The organism is Bacillus sp. YBWC18 (genome assembly GCF_002998775.1).
In the GTDB taxonomy this organism is placed as follows: domain Bacteria; phylum Bacillota; class Bacilli; order Bacillales; family Bacillaceae; genus Bacillus.
Genome location: NZ_PVRI01000003.1, coordinates 236,168 through 260,422, shown reverse-complemented (window position 1 = coordinate 260,422; position 24,255 = coordinate 236,168). Strand labels below are relative to the sequence as shown.

The 24,255-nt window shown below is 42.1% G+C and carries 24 protein-coding genes and 1 riboswitch; of the genes, 6 read left to right on the top strand and 18 right to left on the bottom strand.

The features are described from left to right. Window positions 1-2: 2 nt before the first annotated feature. A complete protein-coding gene (cidR, locus tag C6348_RS10730; protein WP_003214744.1) occupies window positions 3-890 on the bottom strand; it encodes a cidABC operon transcriptional activator CidR in 888 nt (295 codons plus the stop codon). A gap of 165 nt (window positions 891-1,055) precedes the next feature. Here cidR and C6348_RS10725 point away from each other — a divergent pair, with 165 nt between their 5' ends. Together C6348_RS10725 and C6348_RS10720 are read left to right on the top strand one after the other, a co-directional pair. After that, entirely contained in the window at window positions 1,056-1,439 is a 384-nt protein-coding gene (locus C6348_RS10725) for a CidA/LrgA family holin-like protein (RefSeq protein WP_080869561.1), read from the top strand. Beyond that, the gene (locus tag C6348_RS10720) at window positions 1,433-2,113 is read left to right on the top strand and encodes a CidB/LrgB family autolysis modulator (protein WP_034660418.1); all 681 of its coding nucleotides are present in this window, start codon (window positions 1,433-1,435) and stop codon (window positions 2,111-2,113) included. The genes C6348_RS10725 and C6348_RS10720 overlap by 7 nt, the downstream gene beginning before the upstream one ends. A gap of 35 nt (window positions 2,114-2,148) precedes the next feature. On the opposite strand, the gene C6348_RS10715 is transcribed toward C6348_RS10720, so the two are convergent. Beyond that, window positions 2,149-3,330 (bottom strand): class I SAM-dependent rRNA methyltransferase, encoded by a 1,182-nt coding sequence (locus tag C6348_RS10715; RefSeq protein WP_034660420.1) that lies wholly within the window; start codon window positions 3,328-3,330, stop codon window positions 2,149-2,151. A gap of 118 nt (window positions 3,331-3,448) precedes the next feature. Here C6348_RS10715 and glxA point away from each other — a divergent pair, with 118 nt between their 5' ends. After that, the gene (glxA, locus tag C6348_RS10710; RefSeq protein ID WP_034660421.1) at window positions 3,449-3,832 is read left to right on the top strand and encodes a glyoxalase GlxA; all 384 of its coding nucleotides are present in this window, start codon (window positions 3,449-3,451) and stop codon (window positions 3,830-3,832) included. Between the two features lie 110 nt (window positions 3,833-3,942). On the opposite strand, the gene C6348_RS10705 is transcribed toward glxA, so the two are convergent. The 3 genes from C6348_RS10705 to C6348_RS10695 form a co-directional block, all read right to left on the bottom strand. Next, window positions 3,943-4,671, bottom strand: a complete 729-nt coding sequence (locus C6348_RS10705; RefSeq protein ID WP_106038309.1) for an amino acid ABC transporter ATP-binding protein — start codon at window positions 4,669-4,671, stop codon at window positions 3,943-3,945. After that, window positions 4,668-5,312, bottom strand: a complete 645-nt coding sequence (locus C6348_RS10700; protein ID WP_003215015.1) for an amino acid ABC transporter permease — start codon at window positions 5,310-5,312, stop codon at window positions 4,668-4,670. The genes C6348_RS10705 and C6348_RS10700 overlap by 4 nt, the downstream gene beginning before the upstream one ends. 69 nt (window positions 5,313-5,381) lie before the next feature. Beyond that, window positions 5,382-6,146, bottom strand: a complete 765-nt coding sequence (locus C6348_RS10695) for a transporter substrate-binding domain-containing protein (RefSeq protein ID WP_034660424.1) — start codon at window positions 6,144-6,146, stop codon at window positions 5,382-5,384. A gap of 528 nt (window positions 6,147-6,674) precedes the next feature. Here C6348_RS10695 and C6348_RS10685 point away from each other — a divergent pair. Together C6348_RS10685 and C6348_RS18890 are read left to right on the top strand one after the other, a co-directional pair. Continuing rightward, window positions 6,675-7,760 (top strand): Rap family tetratricopeptide repeat protein, encoded by a 1,086-nt coding sequence (locus C6348_RS10685; protein ID WP_106043000.1) that lies wholly within the window; start codon window positions 6,675-6,677, stop codon window positions 7,758-7,760. Between the two features lie 19 nt (window positions 7,761-7,779). Beyond that, entirely contained in the window at window positions 7,780-7,920 is a 141-nt protein-coding gene (locus tag C6348_RS18890; RefSeq protein ID WP_162839379.1) for a hypothetical protein, read from the top strand. A 48-nt stretch (window positions 7,921-7,968) separates the two neighbouring features. Here the strand turns inward: C6348_RS18890 and ywaC are convergent, their stop codons facing one another. The 5 genes from ywaC to C6348_RS10660 form a co-directional block, all read right to left on the bottom strand. Then, window positions 7,969-8,601, bottom strand: coding sequence for a GTP pyrophosphokinase YwaC (gene ywaC, locus C6348_RS10680; RefSeq protein ID WP_003215004.1), 633 nt, complete (start codon window positions 8,599-8,601; stop codon window positions 7,969-7,971). A 94-nt stretch (window positions 8,602-8,695) separates the two neighbouring features. Beyond that, on the bottom strand, window positions 8,696-9,709 hold the full coding sequence (locus tag C6348_RS10675) for an ABC transporter permease (protein ID WP_034660426.1): 1,014 nt from the start codon (window positions 9,707-9,709) through the stop codon (window positions 8,696-8,698). After that, entirely contained in the window at window positions 9,706-11,202 is a 1,497-nt protein-coding gene (locus C6348_RS10670; protein ID WP_106042998.1) for a sugar ABC transporter ATP-binding protein, read from the bottom strand. The genes C6348_RS10675 and C6348_RS10670 overlap by 4 nt, the downstream gene beginning before the upstream one ends. A gap of 69 nt (window positions 11,203-11,271) precedes the next feature. After that, window positions 11,272-12,390: a sugar ABC transporter substrate-binding protein gene (locus C6348_RS10665; RefSeq protein ID WP_106042996.1), complete on the bottom strand. Its 1,119-nt coding sequence runs from the start codon at window positions 12,388-12,390 to the stop codon at window positions 11,272-11,274. Between the two features lie 169 nt (window positions 12,391-12,559). Next, window positions 12,560-12,669: riboswitch (SAM riboswitch) on the bottom strand. Between the two features lie 116 nt (window positions 12,670-12,785). Further along, window positions 12,786-14,213 (bottom strand): right-handed parallel beta-helix repeat-containing protein, encoded by a 1,428-nt coding sequence (locus tag C6348_RS10660; RefSeq protein WP_106043221.1) that lies wholly within the window; start codon window positions 14,211-14,213, stop codon window positions 12,786-12,788. Between the two features lie 368 nt (window positions 14,214-14,581). Between C6348_RS10660 and C6348_RS10655 the strand changes: the two genes are divergently transcribed. After that, window positions 14,582-15,673 (top strand): branched-chain amino acid aminotransferase, encoded by a 1,092-nt coding sequence (locus C6348_RS10655; RefSeq protein ID WP_060597564.1) that lies wholly within the window; start codon window positions 14,582-14,584, stop codon window positions 15,671-15,673. A gap of 314 nt (window positions 15,674-15,987) precedes the next feature. On the opposite strand, the gene C6348_RS10645 is transcribed toward C6348_RS10655, so the two are convergent. From C6348_RS10645 to C6348_RS10610, 8 genes are all read right to left on the bottom strand, one after another. Then, window positions 15,988-16,386 carry a hypothetical protein gene (locus tag C6348_RS10645; RefSeq protein ID WP_106043219.1) on the bottom strand — a complete coding sequence of 133 codons (399 nt, stop codon included), beginning with the start codon at window positions 16,384-16,386 and terminating at the stop codon, window positions 15,988-15,990. Between the two features lie 118 nt (window positions 16,387-16,504). Beyond that, the gene (locus C6348_RS10640) at window positions 16,505-17,833 is read right to left on the bottom strand and encodes a 6-phospho-beta-glucosidase (protein ID WP_106042994.1); all 1,329 of its coding nucleotides are present in this window, start codon (window positions 17,831-17,833) and stop codon (window positions 16,505-16,507) included. After that, window positions 17,830-18,156, bottom strand: coding sequence for a PTS lactose/cellobiose transporter subunit IIA (locus C6348_RS10635; RefSeq protein ID WP_034660431.1), 327 nt, complete (start codon window positions 18,154-18,156; stop codon window positions 17,830-17,832). Before C6348_RS10635 ends, C6348_RS10640 begins: the two co-directional genes overlap by 4 nt. 26 nt (window positions 18,157-18,182) lie before the next feature. Next, the gene (gene celB / locus C6348_RS10630) at window positions 18,183-19,532 is read right to left on the bottom strand and encodes a PTS cellobiose transporter subunit IIC (protein WP_060597567.1); all 1,350 of its coding nucleotides are present in this window, start codon (window positions 19,530-19,532) and stop codon (window positions 18,183-18,185) included. Between the two features lie 14 nt (window positions 19,533-19,546). After that, on the bottom strand, window positions 19,547-19,852 hold the full coding sequence (locus tag C6348_RS10625) for a PTS sugar transporter subunit IIB (RefSeq protein ID WP_106042993.1): 306 nt from the start codon (window positions 19,850-19,852) through the stop codon (window positions 19,547-19,549). Between the two features lie 122 nt (window positions 19,853-19,974). Further along, the gene (locus C6348_RS10620; RefSeq protein ID WP_106042991.1) at window positions 19,975-21,918 is read right to left on the bottom strand and encodes a BglG family transcription antiterminator; all 1,944 of its coding nucleotides are present in this window, start codon (window positions 21,916-21,918) and stop codon (window positions 19,975-19,977) included. A 237-nt stretch (window positions 21,919-22,155) separates the two neighbouring features. Beyond that, the gene (locus C6348_RS10615) at window positions 22,156-22,770 is read right to left on the bottom strand and encodes a class F sortase (RefSeq protein ID WP_106042989.1); all 615 of its coding nucleotides are present in this window, start codon (window positions 22,768-22,770) and stop codon (window positions 22,156-22,158) included. A 70-nt stretch (window positions 22,771-22,840) separates the two neighbouring features. Further along, a complete protein-coding gene (locus tag C6348_RS10610) occupies window positions 22,841-24,223 on the bottom strand; it encodes a copper amine oxidase (RefSeq protein WP_106042987.1) in 1,383 nt (460 codons plus the stop codon). Window positions 24,224-24,255 lie beyond the last annotated feature (32 nt).

Sequence of the window (24,255 nt, the reverse complement as noted above, 5' to 3'; positions counted from 1 at the left end):
TTTTACTCTGCTCCCCACACATAGGATTTAGTATGCTTTAACCATTCTCTTGCCGCAAACGACAAATAGCGATCCTTTCGCCAAATGACTCCTAAATGCCACGGGATCGACGTGTTTAAGGAAATGACTTTCACCTTTTCAGGATCAAGATCACGGCAGATCCGCTCAGGCAGAAGACCAATTCCCAAGTTCTCGGCTACCATCTCACTAATGAAATCCCATTGAGACGTTTCATAAATGACATTGGGCCGGAATCCCGCATTCATACATTCATTCAATATCCGGCTATGCAGAACAAAATCTTCTCGAAAGAAAATAAAAGACTCTTCCTTTAAATCAGCTAAATCAACCTTATCACGACCTGCCATCGGATGTGATGGATGCGTCACGAGCTTCATGTCTTCTTTAATAATGGTGTACGTATGAAAAATTTTATCATTTGCAGGCAGAACAATGACACCAATATCTAACGAACCATCTTCGACCCCTTCCTCTACTTTAATAGAGCCGTGCTCCACCAATTGAAATGTGACATCTGGATACTGCTGGCGGAATTCTCCCATGACATTCGGGAAAAAACTCGATCCAATCATCGGCGGCAGCCCGATGCGAATATGTCCTTTTTTGACATTCATTAAATCATTTAGCTCGCTCGTTAAATTCTGAAATGATTGTGTGATTTCACTCGCCTGTGTATACATCGTTTGTCCAGCATCTGTCATTTCAACCTGCCGGCCATTTCGATAAAACAACTGCACCCCCAGCTCATCCTCGAGATTTTTGACCATCTTGGAAATGGTAGGCTGCGACACATAAAGAGATTGTGATGCTTTTGTGAAGCTTTTTAACCTCGCCACTTCTAAGAAATATGTTAAATGTCTAATGTCCACATGACTCACCCTTCCTATAGACAAAAGGAATACTAACTATTCGATATATGTATTTTACCTATAACTGAACGTGCTGTACACTTTAAAGTAAGCTAATCAATTGGAACGTTGTCATGTTTTTGTGAAACAGTGAACAATTTATATAGAAAAAGGAGTGAACAGAAAGTGAGATTGCTCAAAACGCCGCTGATTGCTGTCCTTCAGATTATGGCTTTGTTTGTTTTTGCGAAATTGATGAATGTGCTCGCGGCCTTTTTGCATTTAAGAATTCCGGGCACGATTTTAGGCATTCTGGTCATTTTCTTATTACTTCATTTTAAAATTATTCAATTAAAATGGATTGAACTTGGCGCCGTATGGCTGCTTGGAGAACTGCTGCTATTCTTTATCCCGTCAGCAGTTGGTGTCATTGATTATGGAACATTGCTTTCTCAATCTGGCACAAGTATTGTCCTTGTCGTCTTACTTAGTACCTTTGTCGTCATGCTCTCGACTGGTATCATGACGCAAATGATTGCAAAAAGAAAGGAGCGAAAAAAGCTATGTTAGTTGGCGCACTATTTCTGATCTTAACGGTTCTTTTATATCTCGGATCAAAAGCGGTGTATAAACGGCATCCGAAGGTCTATGTCTCCCCATTACTTGTAACGCCGCTTGTCCTTGTCGTCTTGCTGTTAATCGTCAACATTCCTTACGATGCATACAATCAAGGCGGTAAATGGCTCACGAATATGCTTCAGCCTGCGACTGTTGCTTTTGCCATTCCTTTATATAAGTATTTTCACATTCTGAAGAAGCATGCAGTGGAAATTATTTTGAATGTGGCTTGCGGTTCTGTCATTGCGATCCTATCAACAGCATTTATCGCCAAGTTGTTTCATTTGGATACAGGACTTATTGAAAGTCTTGTCCCAAGGTCGGTCACAACACCAGTGGCGATGAGTGTGTCAGAAATGATTGGCGGCATGCCGTCCGTTACGGCTGTATTCGTCATTTTAACCGCACTGTTTGGGTCAATCATCGGTCCAATGGTCATTCGTTATTTCCGTATTGATAATGACATTGCCATGGGCGTCCTGCTTGGAACAGGTGCACACGGGGCAGGAACATCGAAGGCATTTGAAATGAGCTCCGTCTCAGGGACGATCTCAAGTGTGTCGATGATTCTTTCAGCCATTATTACATTATGTGCAGCGCCTCTCCTCATGTCGTTTGCCTTATAAAAAAGCCATTTCCTTTATCGGAAAATGGCTTTTTCTTATGCTTGGATAAAGACAACCTTTAAATAATTTCCTTCAGGATAATTCTTCGTTGTACGGAAATCCTCAGGAAGTGTATATTCTTCAAGGATACGATAGGTTTGCCCTGTTTCTTTAAAGGCCTGCGCAATAAATCCTTTGAATTTCTTCATACCAAATGCACTGCTATTCGTTGATGCCACAATGACGCCGTTCTCAGCTGTGATTTGGATGGCTTCTTTTAATAGCTTCTTATAATCCTTCGCCGCACTGAATGTGTGCTTTTTCGTGCGTGCAAAGGATGGCGGGTCTAAGATGACAAGATCATAAGTCCATCCTTTTTTCGCTGCAAACGGAAAATATTTAAAGACGTCCATGACTTTCATATCCTGCCCGTCCACATCTATATCGTTGATTTCAAACTGTTCAGCTGTTTTTTTCAAACTGCGGTTTGCGACATCTACACTTGTCGTCCGGCTCGCTCCGCCAAGCGCTGCTGCCACTGAGAATGCGCCTGTGTAAGAAAATGTATTAAGCACGGTCTTTCCTTTTGCATAACGATCTCGAATCGCTTTTCTCACATGACGTTGATCAAGAAAAATGCCTGTCATCGCACCATCATTTAAGTAAACCGCTACGTTCATGCCATTTTCTTTCACGATGAGAGGAAATTCACCTTTCTCTCCCTTCACAAAATCATCATCTTCTATATACTGTCCAGACGTATCAAATCGTTTCTTTTCATAAATGCCTTTATAGTCTGGATATACGTGCTCAAGTGCAGCCAATACTTCCGCCTTGAATGTATAAACTCCTTCGCTATACCATTGGATGAGATAGAAACCGTCATAATGATCAATCGTGAAGCCGCCAATGCCATCTCCCTCTCCGTTGAACACACGGAAAGCAGTCGTCTGCGCATCACGAAATAAATGCGTTCTGCTTTTCGCTGCCTGCTCAAGCTTGGAGACAAAAAAGGCTTGGTCTATTTTTTCGTTGGCATCAAATGTGAGTACCCAGCCGATTCCTTTATTTTGTACACCATAATATCCTTTTCCTAAAAAGGCGCCTCGCTCATCCACCCATTCAATCAGCTCGCCTTCTTTCACACCGCTTACATGAGATACAGCATCTTTGGAAATGAGCGGATATCCCTTTTTCACTTGTTCTGCAAATGTTTGTTTTAATGAGATTTTTTTCATTTGTGTCATCCTTATCCTAAATTGACTCTCTCTATCCTATCATATGAATGTATACGTTACTCCTATTATGATAAGATGAGGAGAAAAATATCAACACACCATAGAGGAGGCTCTTTTTTTGACGACATTACGATTAGATCATACAGGTATTATGGTCACAAATATTGATCAGTCCATTGATTTTTATGAAAAGGTCGTGGGCATGAAATTAAAGGATCGCATCACTCATACAAACGGAGTCATTGAGCTTGCATTTCTCGGTTTTAAAGATGAAACAGAAACGGAAATTGAGCTCATCCAAGGGTACAGCAGCGACCTGCCATCTGAAGGAAAGGTCCATCATCTTGCCTTTACAACAGACAATATTCATGCTGAATTCAATCGTATTCAAAAGCTGCAAATTGAATTAATTGATGAAGAAATTACGACGTTACCAAATGGATACTGCTACTTCTTTTTCAGAGGCCCAGACCAAGAATGGATCGAATTCTTCCAGCGCTAATATTTCCTAGGAAATGGGGCCAGTTACCTTTATCATCATATAAACTGCGATATTTCTTAGGCTCCATAAAAGAAAAAGAGTAAGAGCATCCATATGCCCTTACTCTTTTTTTATAACACCTTACTAAGAAATGATTTTGTCCGCTCATGCTGCGGGTTTCCAAAGAGAGCCTCCGGTTTGTCTTCTTCGACAATATATCCGCCATCCATAAAGATCACGCGGTCTCCTACCTCTCTCGCAAAGCCCATTTCATGTGTGACCACAATCATTGTCATGCCTTCGACGGCTAATTGTTTCATAACTGCTAATACATCCCCGACGACTTCAGGGTCAAGAGCAGATGTCGGTTCATCGAATAATAACACTTTCGGGTCCATTGCCAAGGCTCTTGCAATGGCGACACGCTGTTTTTGTCCACCAGATAATTGGTTAGGGTAGCTTTTGGCTTTGTCTTTTAAGCCGACCTTTTCAAGCAGGTCTATTGCTTTATCGACTGCCGCCTTCTTGTCGGCGCCTTTTACCTTCATCGGTGCGATCGTGATGTTTTCTAAAACGGTTTTATGAGGAAATAAATTAAAGTGCTGAAACACCATCCCCACTTCTTGTCGTACTTTATTGATATTCACCTTTGGATCTGTAATCGTATGTCCGTGGACAACGACTTCGCCAGCCGTAATATCTTCTAATTTATTGAGACATCTTAGAAACGTGCTTTTGCCTGATCCAGAAGGACCAATCACACACACTACTTCCTTTTCCTCGATGACTGCATTAATGTCCTTTAACACTTCGTGATCGCCAAAGGATTTCTTTAAATTTTTCACCGTAATCATACTCATTTGATATCAAATCTCCTTTCTGCGTAGCTAGCCAGTAGAGAAAGTAAATAAATGATCACGAAATAAATGATACCGACAATGAGCCAGACATTCAAAGGATCAAATGTTGCCGATGCTTGTACTTGTCCCCGCTGCATAATATCGGCGATTCCGATAATCGATAAGAGAGACGTGTCCTTCAAGCTGATGATGGCTTGGTTTGTAATCGCTGGAAGCATGCGGCGGAATGCCTGCGGAAGGACGATAAAGCGCATGTTTTGTCCCCCTGTAAAACCTAAGGAACGTGCAGCTTCTGTTTGTCCTTTATCAATGGACTGAATTCCTGCACGAATAATTTCTGAGAAATAAGCCCCTGCATTAATCGCTACTGTAATAATCCCTGCCGGCACTCGATCAAGCGATATGAATTCAAGTGTATTCAAACCAAAGTAAATGAAGAATAGCTGAACGATAAATGGTGTGCCTCGAATGGCATTGACAAAGACGAGTGCGATGAAATTTAAGATTTTAAAAGGTGACAGACGGAATAATGCCACAATCAAACCGATGATAAATCCTAAAATGATGGCAACAACAAAGATATATAAAGTGGTTTGCAAACCATCCATTAAATATGGAAATGCATTAATAATCGTGTCCATGTTTCTCCCTCCCTAATTCACATACGGTGCCACATAAAGAAAGCGCGCTCGGAGCGCGCCTCGCTTGTGTTATGACTTCAAATATTTATCAATAATTTTGTCATATTCACCGTTTTTCTTTAGGTTCTCTAGACCTTTATTGATCTTCTTCAATAGGTCTTGGTTTTTCCCCTTCATCACAGAGATACCATACTGGTCTCCATTCAAGCGGTCTCCAACTGTTTTCAATTTTAAATCTTGTTGTGCGATTGCATACGTAATGACAGGATAATCCTCAATTAAGGCATCTGCATTTCCGTTTGAAACTTCCTGGAACATCGATGGGCTGTCATTAAATTGAACAACTTCATACCCATATTTATCTGCGTTATCTGATGCAAATTTTGCACCTGTCGTCCCATTTTTAACAGCTAGCTTTTTCCCCTTTAAATCATCAATTGATTTGATGCTGCTGTCCTTTTTCACAACAACTGTCAGTCCAGCGTCGAAGTATGGATCTGAGAAATCTACCTTCTTCTTACGCTCATCTGTAATACTCATCCCGCCCATTCCTACATCAAGCTGGCCTGCCTGCATTGCTGGAATAATGCCTGAGAAGTCCATAGCTTCAAGTTTCACTTTGAAGTCTTGGTCTTTCGCGATTGCGTTAATCAGATCAACGTCTATTCCTTCATATTTACCGCCCTTTTCAAATTCAAACGGCGGATATGTTGTATCTATCCCTATTTTATATGTGCCTTTGCCTTCTCCCGAACCGCTGTCCGATTTTGATCCACAGGCTGCCATGACGAGCACAACAATGAGTCCCATGATCAGTAACATCGATTTTTTCATAAAACACGACCCCCTATTGTCAGTTTTGTCTAAATATTCGCAATACCAATAATACTATACCACGCTAAATCTATAGCGTGTGATATTTTTTATCAATACCAAAGATCCATACAATACTAGATCAATAGTCTCTTTAAATTTTATTTTTTTGCGAATAACTCATTTTATTCTAAAAGAAGAGTGATTCACAATCATGATGTGAGATAATCTTACGAAAAAATGAGACATCACCTTGAAAATCTCCGTTTTTTCTAACATACGAAAACAGACTCTTGAATTACCTTCTTCTCTCTATTGATATCGTAATATATTTTTTCCAAAACCCTCTTTTTACCTAAAAATATGTAAACGCATACAAAAAGATGGATGATCCCTATTTCTTTCACAACTGGTTGAATTTACATCAAAAAACATGTTTTACAAATTGCAAGAGAGCGCTTAAAATATAAGAAGATACTGAATATGGAAAGTGAATTCAGATGAATGGAAATCGAACTAGATGGATAGATGAAGAAAGGAGGATATAAATTGGCCGAAACAGGTGTTTTGTCGTCCGTTGATGTAGCGAATATGTTAAATGACTGGTATGTCATGATGAAAAAAAGAGAAATACAAGGTGCGATCCAGCTAAAAGAAGAGATTCTTCAAGCGTTTGATCGAATGGAAGAGAATCAAGACGTCTTACTTTACTATCAATTGCTAGAGTACCGTTTTAAGGATCTCATCGAAGATACAGCTTCGTTGGATCATAGTCTTTTTGTTGATGAAAATGCGATCCGTACAGATGACATGCTCAGTTACTATTTCTATTTCTTTAAAGGGATGTATGAAATGCGCAGAGGCAATCAGGATACGGCATTTCACCTTTTAAAATTGGCCGAGGATAAATTAGATCTCGTGCACGATGACATTGAAAAAGCAGAATTTCATTATAAAACAGGGTGTCTTTACTATAATATAAGGTCCACGCTTCTCTCCATACACCACTTAAAGATGGCTTCATCTATTTATGACGCAGATCCATGTTATGTGAAAAAATCAATCAGCTGTCAAATGATGCTCGCTTTGAATTATGCTGATCAATCGAAATATGATGAGGCAGAGTCATTATTTGAAGAAGTGATTCATTCACTAGAACAAATGGAAGACCCAGATTTACTTGGTCACGCGTATTGCAATGCAGCTTTTATTAAAAGTCTTAGAAATCAATACAGTGAAGCTGTGCCGCTCCTAGAAAAAGCTTTATTGATCGAGACATTTGAAACGTCTTCTCCAGGCGGCTACTTACTTGCCATGTATGCCTATACAAAAGCACTATTCAAGCTGAAAAAGCCTGGTTTGTTCCACTATTATGTACAGCTTTCACTACAAAAAGCAGAAAATTTAAAACAACGAAACATTTCACTTAAATTATCCATTTTAGAAACACTTATGCTTCAGCCAGACAACATGATGGAGCAAATCAAATCTTATTGTGATCAATTAGAATCTATGAATTTCCTTGTCGATCTTGAAGCCATCTGTCAGGATGCAGCTGCTTACTTAACGGATCTTGGACTTCATGAAGAATCCACTTATTTCTGGAACAAGGCGTTGTCCTTAAAAACTTGTTAAGAATATGGAGTGATGTATGATGAAAAAATGGTTTATCACAACTGCGATTTTGACACTCTTGATAACAGGTGTTTCCATTGGCGCTTCTATCCAAAAAGACAGCCAATCTGCACAATCTCAAGATATCATTCAAAAGAGAGACCGCGGCACCAATCCTTAAAAATGAAAAAGAGCAGCTGTGAATATAACAGCTGCTCTTTTCTATGCGCTAATCAATTTCTCGTTTAATATTTTGCATTTTTTCATCTAAGTAATGGGCGATATCTGCCGCTTCCTTCAATTCATCGGTCAGCTGATGAGGGACATCGTTTTGCAGTTTATAATAGATTTTATGTTCAAGGCTCGCCCAAAAATCCATCGCTATGGTCCGCACCTGAATCTCAACCTTCACATGCTCCACACGATTCGTTAAGTACACAGGGATTTCCACAATTAAATGAAGACTTCTGTAGCCATTTGGTTTTGGATGTTGAATGTAATCCTTCACTTCAAGGATTTTTAGATCCTCTCTTTGCCTCAATACATCCATAATATTATAGATATCTTGAATAAAGGAGCAGATGATACGGACACCTGCGATATCATGGATATACTCCTTGGCACATTGTGTTGTGATGTCGCATCCTTTTCTTGCTAATTTATTTACAATGCTTTCAAAGGATTTGATTCGTGATTTTGTATGCTCTATTGGATTGTGTCCATGGATTAAATTATATTCCTGGCTGATAATTGAAAACTTTGTATCCATTTCATCTAATGCAAATTTATATACTAATAATTCATTTTTCCAGTCTTCCATGACGTTTTTCAAATCTTCTACATGAGTTGCTGACATATTCATTTCTTTTTGTCATCTCCTTTTGGGAAACGGCGGCTGCACCGCTTTCCGTTTACTAGACGGAGAAAGGACTCAAAAGGTTTTAAAAAATACGTCGTCAGCCTCGCTGTTTGTAATACGTTAACGCCAGCGCAAGCGCGAGTACAGAGCCTTTCACAATATCCATCGCGTAATAAGGGACAGACATCATCACAAGTCCATTTTGCAAAATACCGATGAGCACAGCCCCAATAAACGTACCAAATGCATTTGGCTTTCCTGCTCCCATGACGGAAAAACCGATAAAAGCTGCCGCTACGCCATCCATTAAATAAGGTGCGCCAGCATTTATTTCCGCTGTCATCACCCTTGATGCCAGCACAATACCACCGATTGCTGCAAATAAAGCCGAGAGCAGATATGCCGCGATTTTATATTTGTTTACATGAATACCGGACAATCGAGCCGCTTCCTTATTCCCTCCAATAATGTACATAAATCGGCCGTGTTTTGTGTAGGTCATGAAAACATGTGCAAATAGCACAATAGCTGCCATTAAGAGAATGATATATGGCACCTGGCCGATTTTGCTGAAAAAGGCGGGGATTGTGCCCGTTGAGAATGTACCGTCAGGCAGCACCATGTTTTCAGAAATGGTCGCCCCTTTCGTATACGTTTGAGCCAGTCCTTGAATGATAAACATCATAGCTAATGTCATGAGCATATCTGGAATTTTCATTTTGACAATCATCAAGGCATTGAGTAAACCAACAATAAGGGCAGCCGCTAGCGCAGAGAGGATCGCAATCAGCGGGTTTTGCGAAAACCACACGAACATAGAAATCACAATTGCATTCGATAACGTTGCGACTGATCCGACTGATAAATCAAAGCCGTTTACTGCCAATGAGATGGTAAGGCCCACCGCAATAATGGTCACAATGGAGATAGACCGTAAAATATTGATGATATTCCCTGATTGCAAAAACGCTGGATTCGCTGCCGCAAATACCACAATCAATACGACAATGGTTAAGATCGTGCCATATCGATAAAAGAAATCAAATAGATGAAAGGATGGCCGCTGTTTTTTCATTTGCTGCACAGGGGCTGGAATTTGTCGTTCACTCATGATTGTCCTCCTATTGAATGATATAAAAGCTCTTCCTCAGTCGTTGGCGCAGTCATTTCCCGGGCAATGCTGCCATCATACAGCACGTAGACTCGGTCTGCGATACCTGCAATCTCCGACAGCTCACTTGACGCATAAATCACAGATTTCCCGCGGGCGGCAAGCTCTGCAATCAGGGTGAAAATATCTTTTTTCGCTCCAACGTCAACGCCTTTTGTTGGTTCATCAAAGAGATAGACATCCGCCTCAGCCAGCAGCCATTTTCCAATGGCAATCTTCTGTTGATTTCCACCGGATAGATGCTTCACCTTTGCTTCAAGAGAAGGCGTTTTGACACCAAGCCGTTTGACGATTACGTCTGCTTCCCGCTTTTCCTTCGAACGATGTAAGAAGCTGAACACCGGTGAGAATGAACGAAGACTTGCAGCCGTTAAGTTCCACCCCACGCTCTCTTCTGTTAGAACTCCTTCCTTCCTCCGCTCTTCCGGCACAAGGGCAATTCCAGCTCTCACAGCTTGATAAGGCGATGTGATGCGAACGGTTTGACCATGAAGCTGCACAGTTCCCGTCTTTTTTTCTGAGGCGCCGAAAAGGGCTTTACACAATTCCGTTTTTCCAGCACCAACAAGGCCTGCAATTCCGAGAATTTCCCCCTTTTTCACGTGAAGATGAATGTTGCGTAATTTATGCTGGTCGTTTAGCTGCTTCACTTCAAGCACAATAGGTGCATCCTTCAAAGGTGTACGGAGCGGGAATTGCTCCTCTAATGGCGCACCTAGCATTTCTTCAATGATCTGCTGCGGATTTGTATCTTGAACGAGGTGAGCTGCGACATCGGTTCCATTTCGCATCACTGTCAGTTCATCACAGATGGTGAAAATTTCAGGCATGCGATGGGAGATAAACACAATGCCCGTTCCATTCTGTTTCAGCCGATCAATCATTGAGAATAACTTGCTTGTTTCTGTATGACTAAGAGGAGCCGTTGGTTCATCTAAGATTAAAATGCTGCATTTAATCGAAACGGCCTTGGCAATGAGCACCATCTGTTTTTCTGCAAGGGTCAGATCACTCACAAGGCGTTTTGTGGAGATGTCGATGTCCATTTCTTTTAATAGTTGAGCTGCCTTACGGTGCAGCTCTTTCCAGCCGACAAATGTTTTTTTCTCAATCTGATGCATCATCATATTCTCACCAACACTTAAGTAGGGAACTAGCGCCGTATCCACTTCTTGATGGACCGTCTGCACACCATATGAGGCCGCATCCTTTGGGGTTTGAATGGATGCCGCCTGACCATTGATATGGATGCTTCCTTCATAGTGCGAATGAGCGCCAGAAAGAACTTTCATTAACGTGGACTTCCCAGCACCATTCGCTCCAATCAGCGCATGAACCGTCCCTTTTTTTAATGTAAAATTCACTTGATCTAACGCTTTTACTCCTGGGAATTCAATCGAAATATGTTTCATACAAACAAGCGGCGAAGTCATAGGTGTCCTCCTTCTCATGATCATCATCTGAAAAACGAAACACTCTCTATGGAAGAGAGTGCACGTCGTTTATTTTGTATAATGCTTCTTCAAGGTCTTCATCCAATCTTCTTCAAAAGCAGTCGATGAGCCGAACCCCTTCACTTCGTCTGCAAGATTGACCATATTGATGGCTTTTCCTGCTTGTTGAAGCTGATTTTGCGAGATGAGAGAGGCCTCAAGGTCATAGGAAGATGGCGTTTTCTCACCCGCTATTTTCTTCGCAAGAATTCTCACGTCAACAGCGCCGATGAGCTTCGGATCAACCGCTGCTGTGTACTTCCATGGACTTTCTTTCGCTGTCATTTCTTGAAGATCAGCATTTGACACATCAATCCCGTAAATCTTCACTTCTGTTCTTCCTGCTTCCTTTAGCGCTCTTGCTGCGCCAATGGCAAAGGCATCCCACGTGGCAAAAATAGCGTCAAGTTTACCCTTTGGATATTTATTCAGCATGGCTGCTACTGCATTTTGCGTTTGAACAGACGTATCAGAGGAAGCAATGCCAAAGCGGTCAAGTTCCTTGATCCCTTTGTGTTGGTTGAGCGTTTCTTGATAGACCTTGTTTCGTCTCACCATTGGCGGGAACCCATCTACCCAGAGGTATGCAATATTTGCTTTTCCTTTAAAATCAGATACGAGTGCGTCTAATGATTTTTTCGCTAATTGTTCGTCATCTTGAGACGTCACTGTGACCCCTTTGATGTCCTTCAGCTTAGGATTCGAATCAAACGCTACGACTGGAATGCCCTTCGCTGTAATCTTTTTCACGTCAGCGACGGTCGCCTCGTCGTCCCCATGAGAGATGATAAAGCCATCATAATTTTCTTCCAGCGCCTGAGAGATCGCATCATGGAATTTTGCTGTATCTCCATTTGCGGTGTAGACATCTACCGTAAAGCCAAGCGCTTCACCTTCTGCCTTCGTCCCAGCTAAAAACTGCGCTGTATGATCATCTCCTCCGATTTTACGGATGACTTTAATTTTTGCTCCCTGTCCCTTTGCAAATCGCTTCGGTACATTGTCAAAGGAGACCCTTTCGTTCGCATTTGCCTTTGAGCCTGCACTTGATCCAGTGCCGCAGCCCGTTAATAGGATCGTCAATACCATTAATAATATAAGACATGATGTAAAATGCTTACGCTTCATTGCTGTTCCTCCTCAAGTTGTTTTTATTTTTCACATCGGAAAACTAGGTAAAACAGTGGGAAAACGCCAGTAAACTGTTCTTTCATTTGAAAAAGAGACGAAAAAAAGCCTCTCCTGGAAAGAGAGGCTTGATCACCGTTGCATGAAACATGTATCGGGAAATCTTCCTCTCTTATCTGTCAAAGCTGTAACAGCTTTGCAGGAATTAGCACCAATTTCTATAGTAGAAACGGTTGCCGGGCGTCATAGGGCCAGTCCCTCTGCCTCTCTTGATAAGAGATCCGTTATGAAATTTTGTTTTAGTTAAAATGTCTTCTTTACTTTAATGTGATGTCACATCAATGTCAATGATTTTTTTGAAAATTTAAAACAATGCGTTTGTGGTTCAGACATGCTTAACTTCCGATGATTTTCTTAGCAGGTGATGATTTCTTCAGGCGAAAGTCATATTTTTTCTCATTTACAAATTGTGGATTGAGGTGTGCTGATCCTTTATCTTGGCCGCTTTTCGAGAGATACGTTTTGTAGCCTTCCATCCATTTCCCGCGCCATACCCACTGTGATGCCTTTGCACCTTTTCGGTCGTCATACACGTTCTTCTGGAAGGTATTCTTTTGATTCACTCCATAAAGATTCACGACTAAGTAATGCGAGGCACTCGCTGTCATAATATTATTCGCGATTCGATTGTTCACGGCTTGATATTGCATTAACAATTGACCGCCTTCTAAGCCGGCTGTATCATTTTTGTACAAAATATTATGTGAGATCGTCGTATTTGTTGTTCCGCCCCGCTTTTTATCATAGCCGCCAATTGAAATGCCTGTATAACGGTTCAAATACACTTGATTGTGTTCGATGCGAATGCGATCTGCCATTTTCCCTTTATGTTCACTTGTAACTTCAATTCCCAGGTCATTGTGATGTGTGATGTTATGATCGATCACAATGTCCTTCCCGCCATCAACATAAATGCCGCCAGCGGAGATGTCTTTGCCGTAGGCTGGATTCCCTGCACTCGTAATCTCATATACTTTGTTTCTAGATACGACACCATTTCTGACTTGATCGTACTTTTTAGAAGGTGCTATGTTCTCAAAACCAATTAAATCAATGCCTATATTATCTGTGTGGCGGATCGTGTTATGGGTCACACGGAACTTGTTGACGTTCCCATTTAGCACAAGCGCTTCACTGAAGCCCAGCTTTAATTTTTCAACAGTATTTCCTTTGATTTCAATATCTTCAATGGCCGCAGGAGCTTTTGTTCCATAGACCGCAATACCGTGTGCATTCCCATTTTTGTGTTTCGTCTGAATGTCATACACTTGGTTGTTGAGCAGTTTGACGCCTTTGCCGCTTCCTTTGATGAAAATACCGACTGGTGTCACATCTTCCTTATTCGTCTTGAGATGTCCCACCGTCAGACCTTTGAGGGTGATGTAGCTTTTTTGATCGATCGTGACAAGACCGCCATCTGCTTGATTTCCTTTAAGAGAAGCCCCGCTAATGACAGGTTTTTCTTTTCCGTAAGCTTGAAAGATAACGGGTGCTTTCTTTGTACCTGAATGGCGGACAATCAATTTCTCTTTGTATGTGCCGCCTCTCATGTAAATGGCTGCCCCGGTTTTCGCCATACTTGCCGCTTTTTTCAGCGTGCGAAAAGGTTTTTGCTTCGTTCCCGGGTTTTTGTCGTTTCCGTTTGGCGCCACGTAATAGGCTGTGCTTTGCTTAGCGCCAGCCTCCTCTGTCATCGCTTGACAGCCGAAGCTGATCACGGTCATGAATAAAATAAGTAAAATGCCTAGTATCGCTCGTTTCATCTTGTTGTTTGCTCCTTTCACTTCTCTTCTTCCTTTATCGGTTAAAAAAAAGAGGATTAAAATATGAGAATGCCCCTTGCAATGTACTAGTCAAAAGGTGTATGGTTGAAAGAATATCTTACAGGAAAATCATCCGCTTTTAAATTGTCAGATTAATCAGTTAATAATGCATTTGGATTTTATTTCTTTATTAAAAAGGGGTGACATGAGACAGACTGACGGCAGAGAGAAGGAAAGCGCTTTAACAGATTTTTCTTATCTGAATTCCAGAAAACCTATTGCTAATATTTTGTGAAGGTATAGAATAGAATCATAATTATTTCATATTATTAGAATTTTCAAATAATCAAACAGCAAGGAGATTTACGATGCCAAAACAACCCATCCGCGTTGAACTTAGTTCAACAAAAAAACCAAAACCTCAATCTGATCAACTTGAATTCGGAAAAATCTTCACAGATCACATGTTTGTGATGGATTATTCCATTGATCAAGGCTGGTACGATCCCAGAATTATACCTTATCAGGCCATTCCAATGGACCCAGCTTCGATGGTCTACCATTATGGGCAATCTGTTTTTGAAGGCTTAAAAGCTTATGTTTCTGAGGATCAGAAAATTCTCTTATTCCGTCCGGAAAAGAACATGGAACGCTTAAACAGATCCAATGACCGCCTGTGTATCCCACAAATTGATACAGAAACGGTTTTAGAGGGCTTAAATGAACTCATTCGCATTGATAAGGATTGGGTACCTGATGCAGAGGGCACTTCCTTGTATATCCGTCCATTCATTATTTCCACTGAGCCGTATTTAGGCGTTGCGCCGTCAAGCACGTATAAGCTGCTGATTATCTTATCTCCAGTGGGATCTTACTATAAAGAAGGCATCCACCCGGTCAAAATTGCAGTTGAAAACGAATTTGTCCGTGCCGTTAAGGGCGGGACAGGAAATGCCAAAACAGCTGGAAACTACGCCTCAAGCCTCAAGGCACAGCAAGTCGCTGAAACCAAAGGCTTTTCACAGGTTCTTTGGCTTGATGGAGTCGAGAAAAAGTACATTGAAGAAGTCGGGAGTATGAATATCTTCTTTAAAATCAAAGGAGAAATCGTGACGCCTGAATTGAACGGCAGCATTTTAGAAGGCATCACCCGTAACTCTGTACTTGAGCTGTTAAAACATTGGGGTATTCCAGTGACAGAGCGTAAAATTTCGATTGATGAGTTAATTGAAGCACATCAATCAGGTGAGCTTGAAGAAATCTTTGGAACTGGAACGGCGGCCGTCATCTCTCCTGTCGGGGAATTAATTTATCACGATCAGCCATATGTAATTCAAGATGGTCAAACAGGTGAAGTATCGAAGAAATTGTACGAAGCCATTACTGGTATTCAAAAAGGAACACAGCCAGATATCTTCGGCTGGACAGTAGAAGTCGACTCGGTCGTCAAACAGACTTAAGCATGTAAAAGAACCTTTCAGTCATGAAGGGTTCTTTTTTTGTTTATTTACCCCTCCAATATACCTTATAATGGTAATCATACGTATAAGGAGTGATGGTATGTTTTTTACTTATCTACTAGCGTTCTTTGGTATTTGTATCGGATCGATGATCATAGCTACAGGTTTCGACGATTCACCGTTTCACACCCGTGTTCTATTTAAGTTTCTCGGAATTTCTATCTTTGTTCTTTCTATTACTTTTGTGAAGGTTAGACGAAGGAGGTTACGCAACAAAAAGGCGAAATAGACTCAGATGTCCAGTCAGCCTTCCATCAAATTGTGCACCAAAACAAGACCGATACACCCACAATCGCCCCTGCATATATCCACTGTTTCCTTTTTATGCTCCGCTTTCTTTCGATCAGTAAAAAGATCTCTGGTAAAAAGACGATGATGATTTCTAGGATAAAGACAAGATAATAAACAAGCGGCATGGGCTGGAAATTAAAGTCTCTTTCATCTCCACCAATCGTTGCGAAATACATCAACAGGTTGATCACTGGAATGGTAAAACAAACGAGCAGGCGGAGAACATAAATCCACACATACTGTCTATGACGAATAAGACCAATAAATGAAGCAATGATGCCATACAAAAACAAGACCACTGTGCCGTAACTCATCAGTGGTTGAACAATAAAGCCGTAAAGCATTAAACCAATTGCAACCATATTCAAACCGTCCTTTCTTTGAAGCCATACATGCTGTTTTTTTCTATCATACACTTCTTTCTCGAATTTCCATATGGGGCAATGATAAAAAACGACCCCATAAAGGGGCCATTTTGTTTTACGCTTTGACTGATTTGAAGAATTGCGGTAAATATTCACGATGCGCTTCGAGCATTTCATCTAAAATTTGCTTTGCAATTTCATCAGATGGGACAAGCGGATTAATCGTCATCGCCACAAGAGCCGTCTCGTAATCTCCTGTTACAGCCGCTTCTGCTGCCACACGCTCGAATGATTTGATTTGTTGAACGAGCCCTCTCACAGATACAGGCAGATCGCCCGTCGCAATTGGTTTTGGTCCGTCCTTCGTAATGATACAGTTCACTTCAACCGCTGATTCAGCCGGAATGCTGGCAATCGCCCCTCTGTTCACTGTATTAACAGGTTGGATGTCATGCTTATCATTATAGATGGAGCTGATTAAGTTACATGCCGCATCACTGTAATATGCCCCGCCTCTTTTTTCGAGCTGCGGTGGTTTAATCGATAAATCAGGATTTTTATAGAGCTCAAATAATTCTTGCTCGACTTGCTGTACAACCTCTGCTCTTGTTCCTTTTTCTTGGGCCGCTTTTTGCTCTTCTTCCAGCATATCTTTTGTTTTATAGTAATAGCGATGATACGGACATGGGATCACCCCTAAGCCTTTCACAAAAGAAGGTTCCCAGTTTTTCGCTTCAATGTTCTTCATAGACCACTGACTATTCGGATTTCCCAATTCATCGAGCACTTGATCCATAATGCTGACCCCGTCTAAATACACGTCTAACCCATAGACCATGTGATTGAGGCCTGCAAACTGTACCTCGATTCGCTCAACATCTACATCAAGCGCCTTGGCAATCCCCATTTTCATCCCAATGGGTACATTGCATAGACCGACTACTTTTTTTAGATTTGTGTAGCGCAGCACAGCTTCTGTGACCATGCCTGCCGGATTTGTAAAGTTCACAAGCCATGCATCTGGACAAAGTTCTTCCATATCCTTCACGATATCTAGAATGACTGGGATGGTTCGAAGTCCTTTAAATAAACCGCCTGGTCCGTTCGTTTCCTGACCGATGACGCCGTATTTGAGCGGGATTCTCTCATCTTTTGCCCGTGCTTCCAGCAGTCCTACACGAAATTGTGTCGTCACGAAATCTGCGTCCTTCAGGGCTTCCCGGCGGTCAAGCGTCAGGTGTACCTCAATCGGCAGACCCGCTTTTTCAACCATGCGTTTCGCGAGAGCGCCCACGATGTTTAACTTTTCCTGACCCGCTTCAATATCCACTAGCCATAATTCCTTTACAGGCAATTCATGATATCGTTTGATAAACCCTTCGACAAGCTCAGGCGTATAGCTCGATCCCCCGCCTATTGTGACAATTTTGATTCCATCTTTCATGAATTGACACCTCCGAGTTGCTTCATTTTTTCATGGAGCTCGATGATTTCCGCCGCGAGCTCCTTGACGGTCATTGCGTTCATGAGATGATCCTGTGCATGGATCATTAAGAGACTGATGTCGGTCTTTTCTCCTCTAATTTCTCCTTGGATCAGCTCTGTCTGTGCGTGATGCGCCTCATTTAACGCGTCTTGTGCTTCCTGCAATTTTTGCTTCGCCTCATCAAAGTTTCCTTGCTTTGCACTTGTAATGGCCTCCATCGCAGAGCTTCTGCCATTCCCGCCATGTAAGATGAGTTGAAACACAATTTGTTCCATTTCCATCGGCCGCATCCCCCTTGTTTCCTCTATTACATGCTGACGACATTTTCATCAGTTGATGCTTTTGTTTCTAGCTCACTTTCTTCTTTTAATTTCTGCTTATCCCACATTCTAAAGAATGGGTAGTATAAAGCGAATGACAACGCCAGGTTAATCAGCTGCATGACAGCACCAGAGATTTTGCCTCCTGTGGCGAGATAGCCTGAAATGATGGGCGGCATCGTCCATGGAACAGCAATCCCCGCCGGTTTTGCTACAAGTCCTGTGCTCATTCCGATATATGTGGTGATGATCATCATGATTGGCGTAAGGATAAACGGAATGAGAAGCATTGGGTTCATGACAATCGGCATTCCAAAAATGATCGGTTCGTTGATGTTAAAGATGGCTGGCCCAATGGCAAGTCGGCCAAGCTGTTTCATTTGTTTACTTCTGGCACGTAAGATCATCGTCAGCACTAAAGCAAGCGTTGCACCGCTTCCGCCGACATTGATGAAGATTTCAAAGAACTGCGCTGTGAAGATATTTGGCAGCACTTCTCCTGCTTGGAATGCGAGACGGTTCTCATCCATCGCACCGAGCCAAATTGGGCCCATGACGCCGCCGACAATGGTTGCTCCGTGAATACCACATGCCCAGAGGAGCATTTGCACACCAATGGCGACAATACTTCCGCCTAAGCTTCCACCAAGAATGGAAAGCGGTGTGCCAATTAAGACCGTGATGATATTATGAATACTCTCAAATGGTGTCATCTCAATCACAAGTCTAACGACCCAGATCAGCGTGATGACCACAAAACCTGGTATAAGTGCGATAAACGATTTACTCACTGCTGGCGGTACACCATCAGGCATCCTAATGACGATATTCCGCTGGACAATGAATCGGTAAATTTCAGTTGAAAGCATGGCAATAATCATGGCAACGAATAACCCTTTACTGCCCATCAATGTGACTGGAATTCCCCCACCTACTAGGATGGCTTCTGTTGAGCCTTCAGGTGTGAAAGGAACTTGATATGGTGTCGCCAAAAGGAAAGCTGCAACAGCGATCGCACCAGATGATAGGGCATCCACTGCATACTTTTCAGCAAGCCTGTAGGCAATCCCGAATGTGGCAACAAGTGCCATAATGTCAAAGGTTGCATTAACAGGATAGGATAGTTTCGTGGCCCATTCAGCTCCGAAGATACTTGCCATAAAATCGCTGTATCCTGGGATCGGAAGGTTGGCTAAAATGAGAAACAGTGAACCGACAATAATGAGAGGCATGGTTAAAACAATTCCGTCACGCAATGCTTGTAAATGTCTTTGAGCGGCAATCTTCCCTGCAAACGGCATGACCTTCTCTTCTAGAAATCGGTTGAATCCATTCATCCCTTCCGCCCCCTTTATCCGTTCACTAACTGTTCAGCAGAATTTAAAACCTCAGCCCCATTACATACGCCATAATGCACGGTATTAATGACGTCGACTGGAATTCCTTTTTCTTCTCCGAGCTTTTTCATTTGTGGTAATAAATATCGAACCTGTGGTCCTAATAAAAGCACATCGGCTTGATCAATATGACTTTTTGCTGAATCTCCTGATACTGCCCAAATACGATAGTCTTTTCCTTGTTCTTGTGCGCTTTTCTCCATTTTTGTGACTAGTAAGCTTGTTGACATACCTGCTGCACAAACCAATAAGATGTTCATGTGTAAACGCCCCCTTTTGAAAGTGTGAAGCTTTTCTTTACACATTCATCATATTATGAAACCGCTTTCATAAACACCTATACTTTTTCCTTTAGGAAGCGGAAAAAGTTAAGATCACACTGTTAGTTCTTGTACGAAGGGACCTTTTTATACATGGTATCCAGCATGTCTTCAAATGTATCACAGGCGATGAGATGCTGAATGAATTTCACATTATGCACAAGCTCGCCCAGCAGACGGTACATCCCTTTTAAATCTTTGGCATTCTCTTTTTCGACACAAAGCAAGCAGACAAATTGAACTTTTTTCTCTCCCCATATGATCGGTTTTTCTAATGTACATATCGCCCAAAACGTCTCTTCTGTCAGCGGCGTCATAGGGTGCGGAATGGCTGTATAATGCCCGAAGGATGTAGGAGCAGCCTCTTCTCTTTCCATCACAGAAGGTGTAAGCTCTGCTGGTGCTAAACCCATATCGATGATTTTTTCCGTGAGAAAGGTGATGACCTCTTCCTTTGTTTGAAAGGCGCATTTTGTAAAGACCAATTCCTTTTTCATATATTGAGAGGCCAATGTCACCCTTGTTTCACTCGTCAGGGCTTCTTCAATTTTTAAAAAGTCGCCGCCTCCTAAAATGGTGTTTACTTGTATGACTGGAATCGGTAAATCCATCTGAATCGGGACCGTTGTAATAATCAAATCCAGGGCATGTAAAGACACATGCGGAAGCGAATAAAGCTCTGCTGTTCCTAAAATGGTCAGTTTTGACCCAAATTGTGACCGCAAACGATCCTGAAGCAGCCTTGCACTCCCTGCACCAGATGCACAGACAATGAGACATCGCTTCGGCGGAATCTCCATTTTCCTCCTCTCTAAAGCCGCACCAAAATGAAGCGCCATATATCCGATTTCATTCTCATGAATACTCAGCCCCTCCTCTTCTTCTAGGACCCTGCTGGCGATAATACCTGCTTCAAAAGCAAGTGGATACCCCGCCTTTATTTCATCAAGCATCGGATTTCTTAAGTTCATTCCATATTTACACCGGGTCATGGCTGGCTTTAAATGCAGACTCAGTCCAATCATTAATTCCGCATCGCCGGCTAAATCAAGCTGCAGTTTTTGATCAATGGCTTGGAGCATAAGCTGAACAAGACGGCTCGTGTCATCATCCACAATTTGTTTTTGACCACTCGATGAAAAAGACTGTACCATTTTGGCTGTTCCTAATAAATGAATGGCGATATAGACGATCTCCTCTTGTGGAAAAGAGACGTCCAGCAGTCCTTCAAGGCATTCCACCATTTTTTTAGCGACCTTATATTCCTTTGCCTGTGGTATCTCATTGATTTCCTCTGGCAAAACAGATACATAGTTTCCGTGTCTAATCCGTTTGCAGGCAATCGCAACATGAACGATTAAATTATTCATGCAAATGTCTGATAGATTCATTCTTTCTTCATTGATATAATCAATCATTGTTTTCTGAATCAATTCCAATTCATGTTTTGGCAAAATGGTGACTGCTGTGTTCAGCATCGTTTGGCAGGAACGGCGTTCATTGAATAAATATTCTGACATACAATAACGAATTTTCATCTCCGATCCTTTGATCCGGCAGCCTTTATTCGGCTTCGCTTCCAGCTTCAGATCAAATGGCTCAAGCTTGCGTTTGACCCATTTCATATCGTTACTCATCGTCGATTTACTAATAAACAGCTGGTCCTGTAAGTCTTCCAGTTTCACATAAGACTCTGCGAGAAGCAGCTTCTTTAAAATAAACCGAACGCGCTCCTCCGGCAGAACAGCCAGTGGCTCTTCCTGTTCGACCTCCTCTTTCATAAAACGGCGAAAGGCATTCTCATCGTTGATCAACAGCTCATAGCCAGCTCCTCGAACAGCTGATACAGCCGCTTGATAAGGAGCGAGACGGTCGTTCAGTTCCTTGATGTCTGTACGAATGGTGCGGCTTGTCACTTGTAAGCTGACAGAAAGCGCAGCGCTTGTGAGCGGGGTCTCCGCTGCCATGAGCTGACTTAAGATGTGCGCCAGTCTTTTACTCAGCATCAGATCGGCCTCCTTATGTAAGGGTGGAGAATCTGCCTTGTCTGGACAGGGTGTATACGCTTGCAGTTCTCTTCATTACTCATATTCTACTGAAAAGAAATAAAAATTGCCAACTCATTTATATGACAAACGCCCCTATTTATACAACAAACCATATCTAATGACCTATGAATCTTTTTGTAGGACTCTGGCAGAAACCATCAAAAAAGGCGCTACACCTCCGTGTCATCGCCTTTTTTATGAAGGGATCAGCTGGGTAAAGACAACCAGTCTCTTTTCATGAGTCCCTGCTGCATGATCAAATGTCCCTGTACACGTAATGAAATTGAGATTCCGTGTAAAAGCGTACCCGAAAAACGCATTCGGCTTTTCTTCACGCGGATAGCTTTGCACTTTGATCACTTCAAAAGTTCGCTTTTTTCCTGACGAGGAAGTCACGATTACCTTGTTTCCCTTTTTTAGCTCCTTTAATCGATAAAAAACAGAAGGTCCCCATTTATTATCAACATGGCCATTCATGACGGCATTTCCTTTATCTCCTGGCTTTGGACCATCTTTAAACCAAGCTGTGTTGTCCGTATTTTTTGGGACGCCCATACTGCCATCCTTTGATAAAGTTGTTTTCTCCAACTTTGCTTTGACATCAATCGCCGGAATCGCAATTTCAGCCGGGACAATACCAGACGGTTCGTCTTTTAACATGTCTTGTGAATGAGACTGTTTTGCGGCTTGGTTTGTTGTCATTTTTTCAGGAGATGAGGTTGTTTTAGAGGATGACGAATCATCCATAGATTGTGATGCGCAGCCCGTGATGATGAGAAGCATCAGAAGACCAAACAACCACCTTATCAAGTCAGTCTGCCTCCTTTTAAAGAAAGGAACGGCACGATTGTGCACGTTCCCCTTTCCTTTTTATACGAGCTTAATTTGATGTCTTACGGCGAGTAAGGAAGAACGCACCCGCTGCACCGCCGGCTAGGATCAAACTTGCGATCATTCCCGCAAATGCTTCATATGACATACCTAAAGGACCGGCTGTGCCTCCCATACCTGTTTTCGGCATTTCATTAGGCATGTTGGATTTGAACAGTTCAGGATGCTGATCAACAATCGCTGCTCCGACATCTTGACCGACCATGAACATATGACCGTACGCTTCTCTCACTGTTGGATAAAGCTGATCATATTCGCCATTATGGTAAGACGTATATGTTTTGATCAGCTCATCAATATGCATTTTCAAGCCAGCTTCTAAATCCGCCGCCTTCAAACGTCCATCTGTCGCTTGATCTAGAAATTTCGCTTGCTTCATCCGATACGCATCTAAGTTTTTCACAGCTTTTTCTTTCGCTTCTTTGTCTCCTGATGCATCCGCTTTGACATAATCAACTAAGTAACCGATATGGCTTGACCAAATGTCTTTGAATTGTTTTCCTGCATCCTTACCATAAACAGATGCAATCGCATCTGATAAATCATTTGTGTTTTCGTTCAAAGCTGCCGCTGCTTGATCAAAGTCCTTGCTGCCATCATTTCCTTTTTGCATAGCAACGACCGCAAGCGCCAAATGCTCTGAGAACAAGTAGTTTAAATCTTCACGAAGGTCTGCTGCTGGTGTGTCGACTGATTTGTGATCAAATTTCCCAGGAAATTGATCTGTGATCGCCCACGATACGCCTTTACCGACTTCAAACATATGATGAATGGATTTTCTAACCGTTTCATAGGTCGTATCAAAATCCTTTTCAGTGTAGCTATCAAACGCTTTTAACAGTTCATTGACGTGCATTTTTAAGCCTTCTTCTAGTTCGCTAGCTTTCAAACTGCCGTCTGTTGCTTGATCGAGCATATCAGCTTGTTTCATGCGATATTGGTCAAGCTGCTTAACTGCTTTCTTTTTACCTGCTTCATCTTTCTTTGCCGTTGCTTGTACATAATCAACAAAGTAGCCGATATGACTTGACCAAATGTCTTTGAATTGTTTCCCTGCTTTTTTTCCGTACACAGAAGCGATGGCTTCCGATAAGTCATTTGTGTTGTCATTTAGCGCTGCCGCTGCTTGTTTAAAATCTTTGCTACCGTCAATTCCCTTTTGCATTGTGATGACTGCTAAGTAGGCATGCTCCGAAAATAACTGGTCTAGTGCTGCTCGAAGATCGGTTGCTTTGTTTGACACCTCTTGTGACGAAGATGTCTTCTTTGCCTCTCCATGCATATGTCCTTCGTGTGCACTTGCGCTATGAGCTGCCGGAAATAGTAATGCTGCGCTAAGTGGAATGGTTAAAATTGCTTTTTTCATGTTCATCTGTTTTTCCTCCTCTTTCCGTTTGTTATGTA

Bases quoted from the DNA above. Each gene is read 5' to 3' on its own strand.
- C6348_RS18890 (WP_162839379.1), top strand. From the start codon at position 7,780: ATGAAAAAATGGTTTATCACAACTGCGATTTTGACACTCTTGATAACA.
- ywaC (WP_003215004.1), bottom strand. From the start codon at position 8,601: ATGAATATGTCAGCAACTCATGTAGAAGATTTGAAAAACGTCATGGAA.
- C6348_RS10645 (WP_106043219.1), bottom strand. From the start codon at position 16,386: ATGGTTGCAATTGGTTTAATGCTTTACGGCTTTATTGTTCAACCACTG.
- C6348_RS10705 (WP_106038309.1), bottom strand. From the start codon at position 4,671: ATGAGTATGATTACGGTGAAAAATTTAAAGAAATCCTTTGGCGATCAC.
- C6348_RS10700 (WP_003215015.1), bottom strand. From the start codon at position 5,312: ATGGACACGATTATTAATGCATTTCCATATTTAATGGATGGTTTGCAA.
- C6348_RS10655 (WP_060597564.1), top strand. From the start codon at position 14,582: ATGCCAAAACAACCCATCCGCGTTGAACTTAGTTCAACAAAAAAACCA.
- C6348_RS10675 (WP_034660426.1), bottom strand. From the start codon at position 9,709: ATGAGTGAACGACAAATTCCAGCCCCTGTGCAGCAAATGAAAAAACAG.
- C6348_RS10640 (WP_106042994.1), bottom strand. From the start codon at position 17,833: ATGAAAGATGGAATCAAAATTGTCACAATAGGCGGGGGATCGAGCTAT.
- C6348_RS10635 (WP_034660431.1), bottom strand. From the start codon at position 18,156: ATGGAAATGGAACAAATTGTGTTTCAACTCATCTTACATGGCGGGAAT.
- C6348_RS10620 (WP_106042991.1), bottom strand. From the start codon at position 21,918: ATGCTGAGTAAAAGACTGGCGCACATCTTAAGTCAGCTCATGGCAGCG.
- celB (WP_060597567.1), bottom strand. From the start codon at position 19,532: ATGAATGGATTCAACCGATTTCTAGAAGAGAAGGTCATGCCGTTTGCA.
- C6348_RS10670 (WP_106042998.1), bottom strand. From the start codon at position 11,202: ATGACTTCGCCGCTTGTTTGTATGAAACATATTTCGATTGAATTCCCA.
- C6348_RS10625 (WP_106042993.1), bottom strand. From the start codon at position 19,852: ATGAACATCTTATTGGTTTGTGCAGCAGGTATGTCAACAAGCTTACTA.
- C6348_RS10660 (WP_106043221.1), bottom strand. From the start codon at position 14,213: ATGAAACGAGCGATACTAGGCATTTTACTTATTTTATTCATGACCGTG.
- C6348_RS10610 (WP_106042987.1), bottom strand. From the start codon at position 24,223: ATGAACATGAAAAAAGCAATTTTAACCATTCCACTTAGCGCAGCATTA.
- C6348_RS10665 (WP_106042996.1), bottom strand. From the start codon at position 12,390: ATGAAGCGTAAGCATTTTACATCATGTCTTATATTATTAATGGTATTG.
- C6348_RS10695 (WP_034660424.1), bottom strand. From the start codon at position 6,146: ATGAAAAAATCGATGTTACTGATCATGGGACTCATTGTTGTGCTCGTC.
- C6348_RS10715 (WP_034660420.1), bottom strand. From the start codon at position 3,330: ATGAAAAAAATCTCATTAAAACAAACATTTGCAGAACAAGTGAAAAAG.
- C6348_RS10720 (WP_034660418.1), top strand. From the start codon at position 1,433: ATGTTAGTTGGCGCACTATTTCTGATCTTAACGGTTCTTTTATATCTC.